This is a genomic window from Paenibacillus sp. MT86, from assembly GCF_058792535.1.
Genome location: NZ_CM179499.1, coordinates 2694836 through 2712645 on the forward strand (window position 1 = coordinate 2694836; position 17810 = coordinate 2712645).

Below are 17810 nucleotides of genomic sequence, written 5' to 3' on the forward strand. Positions count from 1 at the left end.
CTATGAGCAGTATGCAAGAATCCAACCAAGTATCGCGATGGCGGCTCATTCTGGGCCAGTCGGCAGAGCCTCAGCTAGCGGGCTTCAGTCCCGACGGGAGCATTCAGCTGTCGGAGGAAGAACGCATCATGGACCGCGCGCTTGCTGCAATATACGATAATACGGACGGCGGGACGGATGCAGGCAGCGCGCCCTCGGGACAGCGGGGAGCCGGACAGGGGAAGTCGGCCCCTCGGCTCGCGCAGTGGCTGGGTGACGTCCGCTCCTTTTTTCCGGAAGACGTGGTGTCCATCATCCAGAATGATGCCATGGAACGAAAAGGCTGGAAGCAGCTGCTTTTTGAGCCCGAGGTGCTGGCTACGGTCAAGCCGGATATACAGCTGGTCGGCACGCTGCTGTCCCTGAAGGGGAAAATCCCCGAGAAAACGAAGGACACGGCACGACAGCTGGTGAAGGCGGTTGTGGATGAGCTGGTTCAGCGCCTTCACGAGGATATCCGCCGGGCGGTGACCGGGGCCTTGAACCGCAGGCAGCATACGCCGCTCCCTTCGCTCAGCGGGATCGATTGGAAGCGGACGATACAGCGCAATCTGAAAAACTATGATGCGGACCGCAAACAGATCGTGCCGGAGCGTTTTTATTATTTTGACAGAGCCAAACGGAGCAAAGAATGGACCGTCATCGTGGATATCGACCAAAGCGGTTCCATGGCGGAATCCGTGATCTGGGCTTCGGTTGTAGGATCCATATTTGCCAGCATTCCCTCGCTGGACACCCGCGTGGTGGTTTTCGATACGGAAGTCGTTGATCTGACCGAGCAGTGTGCCCATGACCCGGTGGATATGCTGTTCGGGATCCAGCTCGGCGGCGGGACGGATATTCATAAATCGGTCGCTTATTGCGAGCAGTTTATCGAGGAGCCGAAAAAGACGCTGTTCATCATCATTTCAGACCTGTATGAAGGCGGCAATCAGGCCGGACTGATCCGGCGCATGCGCGAATTGCGGGAAGCGGGGGTCAAGACGATGTGTCTTCTCGCTTTATCCGACGAGGGTAAACCCTTCTATGACGAGCAGGTAGCCAAACAGCTGTCCCGGGACGGCACCCCTTGCTTCGCATGCACTCCTGCGCTTCTTCCGCAGCTGGTGGAGGGCGCCCTCAAAGGGCAGGATTTGGCGGAGCTCGCGAAGCGGATTGGCACCAAAGGGATATAAACACTGATCCAGGGCGGGGTGCTTTAAGCCGCAAATCCGGTTCGCTTGTTAGATGACCGACTAAAAAGACCTCACCGTGATCCCGTAAAGGATCATACGTGAGGTCTTCTGCATGTTATTATGATTGGTTATCGGTGTTTTGACCCGCGTTAGGCTGCTGCTGTTCAAACACCTCGGCTGCTTCTTCGGCAGAGAACTCGGTGTCAAATTCACCTGGAACCGGCATTTTGTTCAATTTCGTAGTCTGGACTTCCGCTTTTGTCGGTTCGTTGCCGTTACGGTTTTGTTCGCTCATAGTGGCACCTCCTTATGCTAGTACGACTTCTGTATTTTGCCAAGGATGCCTAAATTTTATGCAAAAAGGGCAGCAACAGCATCCGGCGGCATGTTCGGAACGAAGCTGACCGTTTCTCATGTTCATCGATGATAATAGAATTTCGTATTCAACGAATGCCTGTTTCTCTGCTATCATAGGGATAATCCTTTCAGGATAGACGGAGATCAGGTTAGTACATACAGAACGGAGGATGTACGATGAGCAAGTCCTATACGCTCTACCCCCTTGGGGATTCGGCCGTCCTCATTCAATTTGCGGACTTCGTGAGCGAGAAGGTGCATCGTCAGGTCACAGATATGACGAGGCGATTGGAACGGGAGCCATTTATGGGCTGGATCGAATGTATCCCGTCGTTTACGAGCATCGCGGTTTACTACGATTTTCATAAGATCGAAAAGCCTGACGGATTCGATACGGTATTTGCATATGTATGCTCGATGCTGGAACAGCGGATGGATGCGAACACGGCAGACGAGAACCGGAGGCCTTACGAGGTTGTCGATATTCCGGTTTGTTACGGAGGCGAATTCGGGCCCGATTTGGACGAGGTGGCCCGGAAGAATCATCTGTCGCCCTTGGATGTCGTCAAGATTCATTCCGGGCAGGATTACTTGATCTATGCCATCGGTTTCGCCCCCGGGTTTCCGTATGTAGGAGGAATCCCGGAGCAAATCGCAACCCAGAGGAGAAAGACGCCCAGACTGCGAATACCGGCTGGTTCCGTTGGAATCGCCGGGACGCAAACCGGCATCTATCCGATTGAAACGCCGGGCGGCTGGCAGATTATCGGCCGGACGCCGCTCGCATTGTTTCGTCCCGGCGCCGAGCCGCCAACGCTGTTGAAAAGCGGGCAGTATATTCGGTTCCGGCCCATTCAAGCCGAGGAATACGAGCGGTTAAGGGAAGTGAGACTATGAGCATGACCGTCATCAAGCCGGGTCTGCTGGCGACTCTTCAGGATTCAGGGAGACGGGGTTACGGCAGGTACGGTATCATTACGGCTGGAGCCATGGACGACTATGCCTATCGGCTTGCCAACCGACTTGTCGGCAATGAGGGTGAACACGCCGTTCTGGAGATCACATGGTCAGGATTGGCCGTTGAATTTCACGACAATTGTTGGATTGCCCTTACAGGCGGGGATTTATTGCCGCTAATCGATGGCGTAAAGGTGCCCATGTGGCGCTCGGTGCTGGTCAAAGCGGGGCGTGTGCTGAGCTTTCAACAGCCGGCAGCGGGGTGCCGCGCTTATATGTCCGTATCCGGCGGATTTGATGTCCCGCCGGTCATGGGCAGCCTCAGCACGTATTTAAGGGCAGGTATCGGCGGATATGAGGGAAGAGCACTCAAGCAAGGGGATACGCTGCATGCCCATCCTTCCCGGCTTCCGGTGGATTCGTCTGAACGAAACCTTCATGTTGACGATTCCGGCGGCTTTCTCACCGCGAAATGGTCCGTTTCTGCTTCAGGGTATGACTTCACCGGGCAAGATGCGGTGGTGCGCGTCCTGAACGGACGTCAATTCGATGATTTTGACGACGACAGCCAGCGAGCGTTGTTCCGGGATCGGTTCACCGTTACTCCGCAATCGGATCGTATGGGCTACCGATTGTCCGGTCCGCCGCTGACATTAAGGCAAGCAAAGGAATACATATCCGAGCCGGTTGCTTTGGGAACGGTACAGGTTCCCTCCGATGGCCAGCCGATTATTCTGATGGCGGATCGGCAGACGCTTGGCGGCTATCCCAAAATCGCGCAGGTGGCTTCGGTCGATATTCCGCTGATCGCCCAGCTGCCGCCAGGCGCCAGCATCCGTTTTGCGGAAATTTCCTTGGCGGCAGCGGAACGGTTATACGCGGCCCGCGCCCGGGAGATTCGAATGATGGAAGCGATGATCAAGCATAAATTAAAGGAGTGGTGATTTCGCCATGGTTCGAGTGGACCTGAACTGCGATATGGGAGAGAGCTACGGAGCTTACAAGCTGGGCAACGATAAGGAGCTGCTTCGAAGCATCACCTCGGCTAACATCGCTTGCGGATTCCATGCAGGCGATCCGGCCGTCATGCGGGCAACGGTGCGTCAGGCGGTCGAGAGAGGCGCCGCCATCGGCGCGCATCCGGGCTTGCCCGATTTGGCCGGTTTCGGAAGAAGAAGGATGGACATTACGCCCGTTGAGGCTTATGACATGGTCACCTATCAGGTGGGGGCCTTGTTGGCTTTTGCGATACAGGAAGGGGCCGGGCTTCAGCATGTAAAGCCGCATGGAGCCCTTTATAATATGGCAGCAGCCTCCAGGCCCCTGGCAGACGCGATTGCCTCCGCCATCAAACAAATCGATCCGACCCTCATTCTGTTTGGATTGGCGGGCAGCGAGCTGATCGCGGCAGGGGAAGCAGCAGGGCTTCGAACAGCCAGTGAAGTGTTTGCGGACCGCACGTACCAGGACGACGGCTCCCTCACGCCGAGGAATCGGCCGGATGCCGTCATCACCGATCCCGAAGCTTCCGTCGCGCAGGTGGTGAGGATGGTTAAGGAAAACGTGGTGGTATCCTTGACCGGCAAGCTGATCCCGATAACAGCGGACACCGTTTGCATACATGGAGACGGTGCGCACGCATCGCTATTCGCCACCACCTTGCGATCCCGGCTTGAAGCCGAGGGCGTCAACGTACAAGCGATCCAATCGTAATGATCAGTTAAATATTTACGAATGACCCAGGCAGCTTACATAACCGAGTACAGGAGATATGCCATATGTTAAAAATATTAATTTCAGGCTTTGAGCCCTTTGGCGGGAGTTCCGTCAATCCTACGGAGAGACTGGTTGAGGAGATCCGGCAAGAGGTCTTTCCCGGCGCCGAGATCCGGACGCTGCTTCTTCCCGTGCATTACGACGAATGCGCGGACATTCTGCTGCAGGAGATGAAGGCAGGCGAACCCGATGCGGTCATCGCTTGCGGCGTGGCGGGGGGCCGGACCGCCATTACGCCGGAACGGATCGCGATTAACATCAAGGACATACCCCCGGAATCGACGATGACGGATAACCGGGGTGCACGGCCCCAAGACGAGCCTATAGACGTTGACGGACCGGACGGATTATTTTCAACCCTTCCGATCCGTTTGATGGTCAACCGGCTGAAGGAAGCAGGGATACCGGCATCGGTATCCAATACAGCCGGAACGTATATTTGCAACAATACGATGTATGCGATTCTGAATGAAATCCGGCGCGAGCAACGGTCTGCTATTGCCGGCTTCGTGCATTTTCCGGCTTCGACGGAGATGGCCGTGGAGAAGCCGACCCTGCCGACCCTATCGCATGAAACGATGCTGAACGGCCTGCGAATCATCGTTCAAGCAACGATCGATGAATTGAATGGACGTGTTTAAGCCTTTTTGAAAGCTCGTTCGCCAAGTGTTACTACGAACCAGGCCATATTCAAATAAACCAGAAATCCCGCACCCCGTCTTCCATGGAAACATGGCATGAAGGGATGCGGGATTTTTTAAGACAACGGAACGCATAGATTCGAAGCAAGGACCCTACGGATATCGTCGTTAGTCGACTTGATCTTCGATCACCGGCACGCAAGGAGAGAGGAACGCGTCGCGCTGCTCCTGTAATTGTCCGCGTGCCAGCACTTGAACCCGGAACTCGTTATCGTAGCCTTCCAAGTTCTCATCGTCCCGGGTGTACAGCAAACCGTATGAACCGGGAGCGATTTCGCCAATCAATTGGTACAACGCTACAATCTCGGCAGCTTCGGCTCCCTTGCGGTTGGTAAACCCGCCGACATGAAGATAATATGAGCCGTTGGCCGCATTTAAGGATAACAAGCCGCTGCCCCATGCGAATTCGGTAATTTTAAGCTGTATTTTCTGAATGATCATATCGAGCTGCCCGGCATCCGCTTCCGCAGGACTCTCTTGAATGGTAGCCCAGCCGTGAAATTCGTACATGAAAGCTCACTCCTTGTCGTTATAATGGATCGGTATCGATGTGGACTTCTATTCCATATCTTTGGCTGTATTCATGCAGTTTGTCAATAACCGATTGGGCAGGCTCCCCTTCAAAATGATAATAGACCTTTCTGCCGGTTTGCTCGGCAGCTTCGAAGGTCGCTTTCATTTGATCGCGCACCTTTTTGTTCACCTGCTGGAGGGCAGGCTTGGTCTGGGCGATGTATTCATCGCTAATCGCGTCGAATTCCCGGCCGATGGGATCGGAATCAAACTTCATCCTTGATTCTCCGCCGAGCCGTTCCGCCAGCGCATCGGCGGCCGCGTCCGGCTTGTTGACCTTCTGCAGCTCCCCGGAATATCTCGGTGCCTCTTGGGGGGTGTCGTTTGATTCGTCAGGCTTTTCGTTATCGGGTTTGTCACTCGGCTTATCTTCATCAGGCTTTTCGTTATCCGGTTTATCTTGATTCGGTTTGTCTTCGTCCGGCTTATTATGCTCATGGTCATCGTCAGGCTTCCGTGGATTCTCTCGCGGTTGTTCATGGGGCCCATCCGGCTTTTCGCGCGTCTTCGAGCCGAATTTATCGGTGAGCGAATCGAACCATCTTCTTGCCCGCGGGCCCAGTTTATTGGACAGCCACGAGAGGCCTTTGCCGACCGGGATCCGGCTGAGGATCACGGCTAACACGGCAGCGGCCGCATTTTGAGGAGAAAGCAGCTTCTTCGGATCGCGGATGTATCCAGCGATTTCGTGTCCCCCTGCGGCAATGCCGGCACCTGTCATGGCAATGCCGAGTGCCGGCCAGAAGCTGACAAACAGCAGGGACAGGGCAAAGGCACCCAATATGATTCCCGCTTGTTCCCAGCCGCTAAGCCGATCCCACCAATTCTGGAGGGAGTCGAACAGGCACGCAAAGCAGGAGGAGTCCGCTGCCGTCATGAAGTCGCCAACGCTGGATAGGATCCCGGCAGCTAGCATGAGGATTCCGATGGCTCCCAGTACGGCAGAATACTTTCTTACATTGTCCTGAACCTGATCCCTTTGGTCCGCGGCTTCGAGATTGCCGTACAGCAGCGAGTATCCGAGCTCGCGCCGCTCACGGTAGAAACCGATCAAGTAGCCCAGGCGCTTCCGGTCCGTAAACAAAGCCCGCGTCATCTGCCAAAGCTCCGTTAACGGATTGATGAGGGCTTCCCCCTTAAGCACAGGCAATCGATCCCGTATTCGATGCAGGTCCCAGTAGTCGATGAACAAGCCGAGAACAAGCAGGGTCAGGAAGAATCCTTCGGTTCGGTAGCCCTCCCCGGTCCACTCATGAAGGGCAAGTATCCAATCCGGCAGCCGATTCTGGCCATTCCAGGCCGCGTGATTCAGGATAGCCCAGAGCAGCAGGATCGCCGGAAAAGCATAGGCCCAGCGTGTGAGGCGTTTGGAGAAACGAAAAGCGAGGCCGATGCCGAGCGCGATCATGGAACTATGTACAGGATGCGTAACATTCATCATGGTAGGAATAAAGCTTTCCTCGAAGTAGCCGGGAAACCAATCGAAGAACTCCCAATGCAGCGTTTTGCCGCCAAGAAAAGAAACTCCGTAATTGCTTTGGACCAGCCGTCTAGACAGCTCCTCCATAAATTGAAAGCCAATGCCGGGAGCAGCGCCCAATAATACGTAATCGCCGAGGCTCAATGAAGTGGCTCTTCTTGAAAAAAACAAATATACTGCCAGCGGCAGCAGCTTGTAAATTTCCTCGATGATGGGGGTCATGACGGCAAATGACCATGTGTCGGTCGTCCGTCCTCCGAATATCATATGCAGACCCTGCATGGTCCCGTTGGTCAAGGGAATGACCAAGAGAACGCCCGAGAGAACAAATAAGCTGACCTGCTTCCAGGCGACCGTTTTGCTCCGGCTTAACAGCCAAAATTGCAGCAGCACGTAGAAGGACCATAAATATTGAACAAGCATGGTACGCGATTCTTCGATCAGAACCAGACTTACAACGAGCACCGCCAAGGAAATCCAGGAAAACAAGTGATAAACCTTGGAAAGGATAGGATATTTTCCGATCCATTCCCTTAAGACCCCGTATATCCGCTCCATGGTGTCCCTGACTCTCGTCCGAATAACCGCTATTGACGATGTAATGGAATTCACCCCCCGCTGAATCAACCACAAACTATCCCATGGCTCCCGATAGACAGTTTGCTATATATTTACACAAATGGTCCTCATAGTGAAACATTTCTTTGATCAGCATATGCGGTTCGAGACGGAGGTAGTGCTGCTCATAAAATAAAACTCCTCTGGCGGCCGGCGGAAGATCCGGTTAACCAGAGGAGAGGGTTCATTATTTATATTTTACGACGATGGCATTGCTGATCTGACGGCCTGGCGTCGTTAAGTAAGAGCCGTTATAATACAATCCGCTGGAGGCCCCGCCATCTAGATTCATCGCTTGGTAGGCACCTGCCTGCTTCATGATTTCCGCCAGTTGGGGAATGGTAGCGCCGCCTGTCGTCAACAAAATCAGCTTGTGGTCCTTCGTGATGCCGAGCGCGCTTCGCGCACCGCCGCCCGTCAGTATCTTCGGATCCTTGAATCCTTCCTTCTTGACGTCCAGCGTCACCTTGCCATTGGTCAACAGACGCGGACCCGCTTGAAGTGCTCCTTCCATACGGCCTGTTTCATATACGGATTTGAAGTCGAGTCCCGGCATCATCGTCGCCAGATTGTTGCTGTCATAGGTGAAGATCGTCCGGTTATCTCCCGAGGCCTTGTGAAAAATATTGCCTTTGCTGACCAAATAACCGTACGGTGCTTTGTACGCTCCCGAAGTATAGGCGTCAAAGAACGTCCCGTTGATGGCAACCACGGCATTGCTGCGCTTCGCTATGCTCCGCAAGTCTTCGACTTTGCCTGCTTTATTGCCTGCCAAAACAACGTCCAGCTCCACCTTCGGATGGAGCAGCGAAACGGTGACGACCTGGGCGCTGAAGGAACGCGCTCCTACTTTAAATGTTTTTCTGGCCGACGTCACGGCCTTGGATGAACCGGTCATCATGTTCCCCGAAAGAACGGGAAGGGTGTTTGACACGCTGCCGTCCGTAATGTTCAGGGTGGATCTGTTATTGCTCCAGGACAGCTTAAGGCCAAGATGCTGGCTGACAAATTGCAGCGGTACATATGTGGTGCCGTTCTCGGAGAACGGGGCTGCTTTTGCCTGCACCTTTTTGCCGTTTACATAAGCATTTCGGCTGCCCAGGTACAGCGTGAGGGCTGTATCGTCTCGTGTGATGTTGAGTTTCTTCTCTGCAGCTGTATAAGCTACCTTTACACCGTCATAGGTCTTGAGTACCCCGACCGAGATGAAGGATTGGCTGTTCTTGTCCACGTAGGCCAAATTTTTGGGGGCGGATGCGGCATAAAGCGGCGTGATGACCGTCAGCATGGCCAGTACAACGATTGCAATGATTCTTTTCATGTTTCCTCTCAAGCTCCTTTGTCTCTATATCTGTATTGGGCGTAGTATTAGTGCCTATATTTTATCGGCTTGCAGGGACTATTTGTTTAGGACAAAAGTCCATGTTCATGGCACGGCGTTGTAAAAAAATTCCGATCACCCATTGACAAAGAAGCTCATCTCTTATATGGTTAATTACATAAGTAACTAACCAATTATGTAACGAGGTTATAAACGAAAGTTGGTGAGGTAAATGGCATTTCAGATTGATGACAGCAGACCGATATTCATGCAAATTGCCGACAAAATTGAAGACGACATCATCGAAGCACGACTGCCTGAGGAAACGCAGGTTCCATCAACGAATCAGTTTGCAGCCTTTTACCAGATCAATCCGGCTACAGCTGCCAAAGGGGTTAATCTGCTGGTCGATCAAGGAATTTTGTACAAGAAACGGGGGATTGGCATGTTTGTAGCTTCTGGAGCTCGTGAACTGCTGATGGAGAAGCGCAAGACGGAGTTTTATGAACAGTATGTGGTCGCCATGGTTAAGGAAGCGGCCAAACTTGGGATTACCAAAGATCAATTGTCGGAAATGATTCGCAGAGGGGAGCAAGACTGATGAGCCAAACCGTGATCGAAGTTAAGAATTTGAGCAAGGCATACAAGGATGCGACGGCTGTCGATAATGTAAGCTTTACCATCGAGGCGAATAAGATCTATGGATTGCTGGGCAGGAACGGCGCGGGCAAAACGACCATCATGCAGATGATAACGGCGCAGCTGTTCCCGAGCCAAGGGGAGATTCGCGTATTCGGAGAACATCCATACGAAAATCATAAGGTGATCCGGCAGGTATGCTTCATTAAGGAAGGCCAGAAATATCCGGATATCTTTACGGTCAAGGACGTTATGGGAATTGCCGCCAACGTTTATCCGAATTGGGATGCGGCATATGCGAATAAACTGATCGAGGTTTTCCGGCTGCCTATGAAACGACTCGTAAAGAGATTGTCCCGCGGCATGCTCTCATCGGTAGGCATCATCGTCGGACTCGCCAGCCGCGCGCCCATAACGATCTTTGATGAACCTTATCTTGGACTGGACGCCGTGGCCAGGGAGCTGTTCTATGATCATCTGATCGAGGATTACACGAATCATCCGCGCACGATTATTCTGTCCACGCATTTGATTGATGAGGTCAGCAGATTGCTGGAGCATATTATCGTCATTGATTCCGGCCGAATCTTACTTGATGATACTACGGATGACTTGCGGGGGCGTGCGTTTAAGATCGTCGGTCCTTCCGGAACGGTCGAATCGTTTATTCAAGGGCACGAAGTGATACATCGGGAATCGTTCGCTTCCATGTTGTCCGTCACGGTGATGGGAAGCGCGACAACGAGGCTGCAAAAAGAGGCGGAGGAATTGGGCTTGGAAACAACCCCCGTTTCCCTTCAACAATTGATCGTATATTTAACTAAGCGCGAAAAGGTGGGGGTCCAACCATGAACGGAATTCCTGGCGTAATCCATATTTATTCGAGACAGAAACTATCCTGGTTTTACTTGCCCTGGGCCATCACGGCATTCAGCTTTCTGGTCAATTACATTATTAGCGTAATGGTTAATGGTGAAGCGATCTATGCCGGGGGTTTGGCAACGATCTTTATCTATGTGTTTATCGCGGCTCTGGTATCGGTGCTCCAGCTGTTTCCCTTCTCCCTCGGATTCAGCATTCGAAGAACGGACTTCTATCTGGGCTCTGTTCTGATGGTGGTATCGTACAGCGTCTTAACGTCGATTATATTATTGGCATTAGCCGAAATAGAAAGCTTAACGAGCTCTTGGGGAGAACGGTTATCGTTCTTCAAACTGCCGTATTTGAATGACGGCACGTTATTCGAACAATTCATCATTTATTTCATTTTGCTGCTTACCTTTGCCTTTATCGGGATAGGAATCGGCGTGTTCTATCTTCGTCATCGCGGCATCAAGACCTTTGTTATGTTCGCGGCCTATTTCATTCTATTGTCGGGGGCCAGCGTTCTGGTCACCCACTACGGCTGGTGGGGGCAAGTGATTGACTGGGTTGTCAGATACACTGCCTTTGAATTGTCCCTGTGGCTCATTCCCATCTCGGTTATCCTCGCACTCTCCAGCTACCGCTCGATTCGTAAAAGCTCGGTGTAAAGGCAAAAGACGTCCGATTACTCGGACGTCTTTTTGTTGTCTTTGCGTTGGTTAAACGCCTTCGATCCGGCAAGGGTCGTGCCCGGCGGGTACGAAAGCTGCGGGTGTTTGGAAGTGCCTATAAGTTGCGATGTGTATATGCCGGAGTGACCGGAAAAGAGGTAGCTGATGACGCAGGCCATAAACATATACACCGCGCCTTCACCGCCGAACAGCTCGATTCCCATAATAAAGCAAGCAATCGGGGTGTTTGTCGCTCCGCAAAATACCGCGATGAAACCTAAAGCAGCCAAGAAAGGGGCATGCAATCCGATCCACTCCGACAATGCGCTGCCCAGCGTTGCCCCGATAGCAAATAACGGGGTGACTTCGCCTCCCTGGAACCCTGCTCCGAGCGTCAGCGAGGTAAAGATAATTTTGCCCAGAAAAGCAAAAGGCGAAACTTCGCCAGCGAAGGCCGCTTCAATCAGCGGGATGCCCAGCCCCAGATAATCGCGGGTTCCGAGCAGGTAGACCAGCCCAATGATGATGACGCCTCCTGCAGCGCTTTTGACCATCGGATTGTGAAAAACATAACCGTACCACCGCTTGAGCGAATGGGTTAGCTCACTGAACAGCCGGCTTGTCAGACCGAATGTCAATGAGGCGAAGACGACCTTCATGATCACCATAAAACCCAATGCCGGAATATCTCCTATCGGATAATGCAGATGGCTGACGCCCCATAAAGAGGTAGCGGTCAGGTTTCCGACCATACTGGCCGCGAATGCAGGCAGGAGAGCCTGATGCGAGACCAGCCCGATGGCAAGGACTTCAAGCCCGAACAGCGTGCCGGCCAGCGGCGTGCCGAAGATCGATCCGAAACCGCCGCTGATTCCGCAGATCAACAGTATTTTTCGATCCGCCGGCGTTACGCGGATAAGTTTGCCGAGCCACTCCGACAAGCTGCCCCCCATCTGAACGGCGGTGCCTTCACGACCTGCCGACCCCCCGAATAGATGGGTGATTAAAGTACCGATCAGGACCAACGGCGCCATTCGCAATGGAATGCTTTCGGTTCCGCCATGAATTTGTTCCAGGATGAGATTATTTCCCTTGGCACTGCTCTTGCCGAACTTGTAATAAAGGAAGCTGACTGCGGCGCCTCCCAAGGGAAGAAGGTATAACAGCCATGGATTTCCCAAGCGAAGGGAGGTCACGTAGTCCAGACTGTAGAGAAAGAAGGCGGAGGCACTGCCCGTCATCAATCCCACGAGGCTTCCCAGAACGACCCATTTGATGAAGTAACCGGATAACATGGCCAATGACCATTTCCCGGCGCTCTCAATCCATTTTTTCATCATGCAAGCTCACCCGTTTCTATAGATTCGCCGCTAACCCCCCATACACAAACAGACTCCTACCAGGAAAGCGACCTCTGGTAGGAGTCATTAGCTATGGAAGCGGTTATGGCGAACTCCATCGCCTCATTCAATTAGCATTTATTGTAATGGACCGGCGGCTTATATGTCAACAGACAACAAATCAGGGTTTAAACGAACACTTAATTCGGATTGCTGCGATTGACCTGGAAAAAAGTGCTTGACTTGGACATGGACTTTTTTCCAAGGAGAAATTCAAATTGTCCATGGACGAAGAAAGGTGTCTATTTTATAGTTACCAATGATAATGATAATCAATATCATAAAATTGAGGGGAACATGATGTCATCAAACACGTCCAATCCAAGTATTACGGATGCCAAGACCCACGCCAATATCAAAGGGCGCCCATGGGCTGCGACCCTGATTCTTACCGGGGGCGTGGCAGCATTGGTGCTTGGCATAGCTTTATCCATATCGCTCGGCGCGGCCGACATCGATCTGCGAAATGTATGGGAAGCGGTGTTCTTCTTTAATCCCGATGTGACGGAGCATCAGATTATTCAGGAGCTTCGGCTGCCGAGGGTCCTCGGCGGAGCGATGGTGGGTGCCTGCTTTGCCGTATCGGGTGCGATCATGCAGGGCATGACCCGAAATCCGCTCGCTGATTCGGGTCTGCTCGGATTAAATGCGGGAGCCGGATTTGTCATTGCGATCTGCTTTGCATTTTTTCCGGGATTGCCGTATATGTACCTGATTCTGTTCTCGTTCCTGGGGGCTGGCCTGGGTGCCGTGCTCGTGTACGGAGTCAGTTCCATGGCAAAAGGCGGTCTCACACCGGTTCGTCTCGTTCTGGCGGGTGCGGCGCTGAGCGCTCTGCTAAGCGCGCTGAGCGAAGGCATCGCATTGTATTTTCAGGTCGGACAGGACATGGCGTTCTGGTATGCCGGCGGTACGGCGGGGATTAAGTGGGTTCATCTGAAAATTATGCTGCCTTGGATAGCAGCTGCTATATTGGGCGCAATAGCATTGTCGCGTTCCATTACCATGCTCAGCCTCGGCGACGATATCGCCAAGGGACTCGGTCAGCGAACGGGACTTGTCAAGCTGGGCGGTACGGTAATCGTGCTGGTGCTGGCGGGGGCTGCCGTCTCGGTTGTCGGTGCGGTAGGCTTCGTCGGTCTGATGATTCCGCACCTTACCCGGAAGCTTGTCGGCGTGGACTACCGGCTCATCATTCCCTGCTCGGCCGTACTGGGAAGCTTGCTGGTCGTCATAGCCGACCTGGCGGCAAGAATGGTGAATCCCCCATACGAGACGCCTGTGGGCTCGATCATCGCACTGATCGGTGTGCCCTTCTTCCTTTACTTGGCACGCAAAGAAAGGAGGGAGCTGTAGATGGATGCCGTTACCAATACCATGCACGAGCGTAAAGGCAGGAAGCGCAAGATTATGACGCTATCTGTCCTGGGTGCATTAATCATACTGGTGTTTCTCATCAGCATGAACACGGGGGTCATTCGCTTGTCGCCACTTGAGGTTATAAAAACCTTGTTTGGCGGCGGGACGGACAAACAGGAGCTTGTGCTGTTCGAATTCCGCTTGCCGCGGATCGTCATTTCGCTTCTGATTGGTGCCGGGTTGGCGATATCCGGCTGCGTTATGCAGGGCATTTCCCGTAATGAGCTGGCGGACCCCGGCATTTTGGGGATCAATGCGGGAGCCGGATTAATGGTTATGCTGTTCATTTCATTTTTTCCGAGCACGGCCGCGGCTCCGGTCTTTCTGCTGCCGGTACTCGCCCTGATTGGTGCGGGCGGCACCGCGGCATTGATATGCGTGCTGGCTTACAAGAAGAATCAAGGCTTTAAGCCGACGAGCCTTCTGTTGACGGGAATCGCCGTAGCGGCCGGCATTAGTGCGGCTATGATCGTGCTGACGCTGCGTTTAAGCCCGGAAAAATATCAGTTTGTTGCCACCTGGCTAGCAGGCAGCATCTGGGGCTCGAGCTGGAAGTTCGTCCTGGCATTGCTCCCATGGATGCTTGTGCTGCTGCCCTTCGTGATGTACAAAGCGCAGGTGATGAACGTTCTCAATCTTGGAGAGCCGACGGCGACCGGACTGGGAGCCTCCGTTACAAGGGAGCAATTGAAGCTGCTGGCAGCGGCGGTCGGTCTGGCTGCCTCCTGCGTCGCGGTGAGCGGCGGCATCGGATTCGTCGGGCTTATAGCGCCGCATCTGGCCAGGCGCTTGGTCGGTGCGAAGCATCAAATGCTGCTTCCGGTAACGGCGCTGGTCGGAGCCTTGCTGGTCATCACTGCCGACACTTTGGGCCGCTGGATCATTCAACCGTCCGAGATTCCGACCGGGATCGTGGTTGCCGTGATTGGCGCTCCGTACTTCCTGTACCTGCTATCCAGGACAAAAGCTTAGCTGCCCAAGATCGCTGGGATCTAGCGCAATCTTGCGACGGGTAAGGGCTTGCACATTTTTTAACGCCATTACGGATTTAAGGAGGTCCTTATGCTGCGCCGATTTTTTTCCTATTACAAGCCTTATAAAGGGCTATTCATATTGGATTTTTGCTGCGCTATCTTTGCCGCTTTGCTGGAATTGATATTCCCGGTAGCCGTCAACCGCGTGATCGACGACTTGCTGCCAAGCGGGAACTGGAAGTGGATTTTATACGCTTGCCTTGGGCTTCTCGGCATTTATGTCGTCAGTTCTTTCCTGCATTACGTAGTTACGTATTGGGGTCATAAACTCGGTATCAACATTGAAACGGATATGCGCAAAAAGCTGTTCGATCGGGTTCAGAAGCAATCCTTCCGTTTTTTTGACAACAACAAGACGGGACATCTTGTTTCGAGAATGACCAACGACCTGATGGATATCGGTGAGATTGCCCACCATGGCCCGGAAGACCTGTTCATCGCCGTCATGACGCTTGCCGGAGCGCTGGGCATCATGCTCGGGATCAACTGGCAGCTTGCCGTGATGACGTTTGTGATCGTTCCTTTGATGATCTATTTATCGCTGTATTTCAGCGGGAAAATGTCGGCAGCGTTCAAGCGCATGTTCTCCGATATTGCCGATTACAATGCACGCGTGGAGAACAACGTCAGCGGGATCCGCGTGGTTCAAGCCTTCTCGAACGAGGAGCATGAAATCACGCGTTTCGCCGAGAACAACAACCGCTTTCGCGTGACGAAGCTGATTGCTTACCGCATCATGGCTTGGAACTCGTCGATCAGCTTTATCCTGATGAAATTCATCTCCCTGTTCGTGCTGGTATGCGGCACCTGGTTCGTGATTGAGGGCCGGATGACCAACGGGGAATTTATCGCTTTTGTCATGCTGTCTAACGTGTTCCTCGGTCCGATTAAACAAATCAATGCGGTCATTGAGATGTATCCGAAGGGAATCGCCGGCTTTAAGCGGTATTTGGAGCTTCTGGAAAGCGAACCCGACGTCGCGGATATGCCGGGTGCCAAGCCGTTCGGCCATGTACGTGGTGACATTGCCTTTCACGGCGTAACCTTTGGTTACGAGAACAAAGACCACGTCCTGGAGGATGTCCATTTGTCCATTCGCGCAGGCGAAACCGTCGCGCTTGTAGGGCCGTCCGGAGCGGGCAAGACCACGTTGTGCTCATTGCTGCCTCGTTTCTATGACACGGAAGCCGGAAAGATAACGATAGACGGGATCGATATTCGCGACATGACGCTGCAATCCCTTCGTTCCCATATTGGCATCGTCCAGCAGGACGTGTTCCTGTTTGATGGCAGCATCCGCGAAAATATCGCTTATGGCAGGTTAGATGCTGACGACAGCGACATCATGAAAGCGGTGGGCCGTGCCCAGCTTGAAGAGCTGGTTGCTTCGCTTCCGGATGGGCTGGACACCTTGATTGGCGAGCGGGGCGTGAAGCTGTCCGGCGGACAGAAGCAGCGACTGTCGATAGCCCGGATGTTCCTCAAGAACCCGCCGATCCTCATTCTCGACGAGGCGACGTCCGCGCTTGATGCGGAAACCGAAGCGGCGATTCAACAGGCGCTTGCCGAGCTCTCGGAAGGACGAACGACGCTGGTGATTGCCCACCGGCTCGCAACCATCAAGAATGCGGATCGCATCGTGGTCGTTGCGGACAAAGGCATCGCCGAACAAGGAGCCCATGAGGATCTGCTCGCGACGCACGGCATATACAGCCGTTTGCATCGAGCTCAATTCGGGGCTTGATTCAACTAACACCATACTTAGGAGGATGTAAAATATGTTCAAGTCAAAATTACGCGTCATGCTCACCATCCTTGTCTTATGCTCGATCTTCATCTCGGCATGCGGCGCAAATGGAAATACGGCGAATCAAGCCGGTTCCGCAGGCGAAACAGCAACAGGGACGGATACTGCGAAGACTGAAGCCTCAGCCCCAACAATCAAAAAGGTGCCGACAATTAACGGAGACATCGAAATTCCGACGGATCCTCAGCGTATTGTAGTGGATGCCTACTTGCCAACGCTGCTGCTGCTCGGTGAAAAGCCGGTAGGCGCCACCGCGACGGATTTGGAGAACGTCCATATCCAGGACCTGATCGATGGCATAGAGAACACCGGGGATAGCTCTGCGGAGAAGATAGTGGAACTTAACCCCGATCTGATTATCAGCGCGAACTCGGACCCGGAGCTATACGAGAAATTGTCCAAAATCGCACCGACCGTCATTCTTCCTTATGAAACCTATCGAGGCGTGCACGAAGAAGTAGAGGGACTCGGCGCAATCCTTGGCAAGGAAGAAGAAGCAAAAGAATGGCTTGCCGGTTTTGATGAAAAAATCGAAGCGCTGCGCACAAAAGTGAACGGTGTGTTGGAAGAAGGTGAGACGTTCTCGATCTTCGGCGCATTCGGCAAAACCTTCTACCTGTACGGTGACGGCATTTATCGCGGGGGCTTGGCCATCTATAAGGAACTCCAGCTAACGCCTCCGGCAACGATCCAAAAGGAATTGATTGATGCCAACGTGACTTACAAGGAGGTTTCCTTGGAAGTGCTCAAAGATTATGCTGGCGATTATATTTTCTTTGATGAGTCCAACGGGGCCGAGATGGATAAGAAGGATAAGGTGTGGACTTCGATTGAAGCGGTGAAGCAGGATCGCGTGTTTTATCTGGATGCCAAGCGATTCTGGCCGTTTGATCCCATTGCGGTCCTGGCTCAGGCCGAGGAAGTGACGGACATGATCGTCAGCCAAAAAGAGAAGGAGAATGCGAAATAATCAATTTTC

17 protein-coding genes and 1 riboswitch are annotated in these 17810 nt (G+C 53.1%); of the genes, 12 read left to right on the forward strand and 5 right to left on the reverse strand.

The features are described 5' to 3' along the window. Nucleotides 1–2: 2 nt before the first annotated feature. Entirely contained in the window at nucleotides 3–1214 is a 1212-nt protein-coding gene (locus AC3RCL_RS11910; RefSeq protein WP_492535427.1) for a VWA domain-containing protein, read from the forward strand. Between the two features lie 118 nt (nucleotides 1215–1332). Here AC3RCL_RS11910 and AC3RCL_RS11915 read toward each other — a convergent pair whose 3' ends face one another. Then, nucleotides 1333–1509, reverse strand: a complete 177-nt coding sequence (locus AC3RCL_RS11915; protein ID WP_176502419.1) for a hypothetical protein — start codon at nucleotides 1507–1509, stop codon at nucleotides 1333–1335. 239 nt (nucleotides 1510–1748) lie between these two features. Between AC3RCL_RS11915 and pxpB the strand changes: the two genes are divergently transcribed. From pxpB to AC3RCL_RS11935, 4 genes are all read left to right on the forward strand, one after another. Continuing rightward, a complete protein-coding gene (pxpB, locus tag AC3RCL_RS11920) occupies nucleotides 1749–2468 on the forward strand; it encodes a 5-oxoprolinase subunit PxpB (RefSeq protein ID WP_492535428.1) in 720 nt (239 codons plus the stop codon). Next, nucleotides 2465–3472 carry a 5-oxoprolinase subunit C family protein gene (locus AC3RCL_RS11925; protein ID WP_492535429.1) on the forward strand — a complete coding sequence of 336 codons (1008 nt, stop codon included), beginning with the start codon at nucleotides 2465–2467 and terminating at the stop codon, nucleotides 3470–3472. The genes pxpB and AC3RCL_RS11925 overlap by 4 nt, the downstream gene beginning before the upstream one ends. A gap of 7 nt (nucleotides 3473–3479) precedes the next feature. Further along, on the forward strand, nucleotides 3480–4241 hold the full coding sequence (locus AC3RCL_RS11930) for a LamB/YcsF family protein (RefSeq protein ID WP_492535430.1): 762 nt from the start codon (nucleotides 3480–3482) through the stop codon (nucleotides 4239–4241). A 65-nt stretch (nucleotides 4242–4306) separates the two neighbouring features. Next, on the forward strand, nucleotides 4307–4945 hold the full coding sequence (locus AC3RCL_RS11935; RefSeq protein WP_492535431.1) for a pyroglutamyl-peptidase I: 639 nt from the start codon (nucleotides 4307–4309) through the stop codon (nucleotides 4943–4945). 168 nt (nucleotides 4946–5113) lie between these two features. Here AC3RCL_RS11935 and AC3RCL_RS11940 read toward each other — a convergent pair whose 3' ends face one another. The 3 genes from AC3RCL_RS11940 to AC3RCL_RS11950 form a co-directional block, all read right to left on the reverse strand. Further along, nucleotides 5114–5515: an immunity 7 family protein gene (locus AC3RCL_RS11940; protein WP_096774279.1), complete on the reverse strand. Its 402-nt coding sequence runs from the start codon at nucleotides 5513–5515 to the stop codon at nucleotides 5114–5116. 19 nt (nucleotides 5516–5534) lie between these two features. Continuing rightward, nucleotides 5535–7616 carry a restriction endonuclease fold toxin gene (locus AC3RCL_RS11945; protein ID WP_492535432.1) on the reverse strand — a complete coding sequence of 694 codons (2082 nt, stop codon included), beginning with the start codon at nucleotides 7614–7616 and terminating at the stop codon, nucleotides 5535–5537. A 247-nt stretch (nucleotides 7617–7863) separates the two neighbouring features. Further along, nucleotides 7864–8997 (reverse strand): phosphodiester glycosidase family protein, encoded by a 1134-nt coding sequence (locus tag AC3RCL_RS11950; protein ID WP_192571444.1) that lies wholly within the window; start codon nucleotides 8995–8997, stop codon nucleotides 7864–7866. Nucleotides 8998–9229: 232 nt separating this feature from the next. Here AC3RCL_RS11950 and AC3RCL_RS11955 point away from each other — a divergent pair, with 232 nt between their 5' ends. Genes AC3RCL_RS11955 through AC3RCL_RS11965 form a run of 3 tightly spaced genes read left to right on the forward strand, consistent with a single transcriptional unit; the run spans nucleotide 9230 to nucleotide 11168 of the window. Further along, nucleotides 9230–9598: a GntR family transcriptional regulator gene (locus AC3RCL_RS11955; protein WP_009591066.1), complete on the forward strand. Its 369-nt coding sequence runs from the start codon at nucleotides 9230–9232 to the stop codon at nucleotides 9596–9598. Continuing rightward, on the forward strand, nucleotides 9598–10488 hold the full coding sequence (locus AC3RCL_RS11960) for an ABC transporter ATP-binding protein (protein ID WP_096774276.1): 891 nt from the start codon (nucleotides 9598–9600) through the stop codon (nucleotides 10486–10488). The genes AC3RCL_RS11955 and AC3RCL_RS11960 overlap by 1 nt, the downstream gene beginning before the upstream one ends. After that, nucleotides 10485–11168, forward strand: a complete 684-nt coding sequence (locus tag AC3RCL_RS11965) for a hypothetical protein (protein WP_096774275.1) — start codon at nucleotides 10485–10487, stop codon at nucleotides 11166–11168. Before AC3RCL_RS11960 ends, AC3RCL_RS11965 begins: the two co-directional genes overlap by 4 nt. A gap of 17 nt (nucleotides 11169–11185) precedes the next feature. Here the strand turns inward: AC3RCL_RS11965 and AC3RCL_RS11970 are convergent, their stop codons facing one another. Continuing rightward, a complete protein-coding gene (locus AC3RCL_RS11970; RefSeq protein WP_492535433.1) occupies nucleotides 11186–12511 on the reverse strand; it encodes a voltage-gated chloride channel family protein in 1326 nt (441 codons plus the stop codon). Between the two features lie 71 nt (nucleotides 12512–12582). Next, a riboswitch (Fluoride riboswitch) is annotated at nucleotides 12583–12643 on the reverse strand. A 228-nt stretch (nucleotides 12644–12871) separates the two neighbouring features. Between AC3RCL_RS11970 and AC3RCL_RS11975 the strand changes: the two genes are divergently transcribed. From AC3RCL_RS11975 to AC3RCL_RS11990, 4 genes are all read left to right on the forward strand, one after another. After that, complete coding sequence (locus AC3RCL_RS11975; RefSeq protein ID WP_049788715.1) at nucleotides 12872–13927, forward strand: FecCD family ABC transporter permease; 1056 nt, start codon at nucleotides 12872–12874, stop codon at nucleotides 13925–13927. Further along, the gene (locus AC3RCL_RS11980) at nucleotides 13928–14962 is read left to right on the forward strand and encodes a FecCD family ABC transporter permease (RefSeq protein ID WP_015736017.1); all 1035 of its coding nucleotides are present in this window, start codon (nucleotides 13928–13930) and stop codon (nucleotides 14960–14962) included. It abuts the gene before it with no gap. Between the two features lie 90 nt (nucleotides 14963–15052). Beyond that, complete coding sequence (locus AC3RCL_RS11985; RefSeq protein WP_015736016.1) at nucleotides 15053–16768, forward strand: ABC transporter ATP-binding protein; 1716 nt, start codon at nucleotides 15053–15055, stop codon at nucleotides 16766–16768. 34 nt (nucleotides 16769–16802) lie between these two features. Continuing rightward, nucleotides 16803–17801, forward strand: coding sequence for an ABC transporter substrate-binding protein (locus AC3RCL_RS11990; protein ID WP_015736015.1), 999 nt, complete (start codon nucleotides 16803–16805; stop codon nucleotides 17799–17801). Nucleotides 17802–17810: the final 9 nt, after the last annotated feature.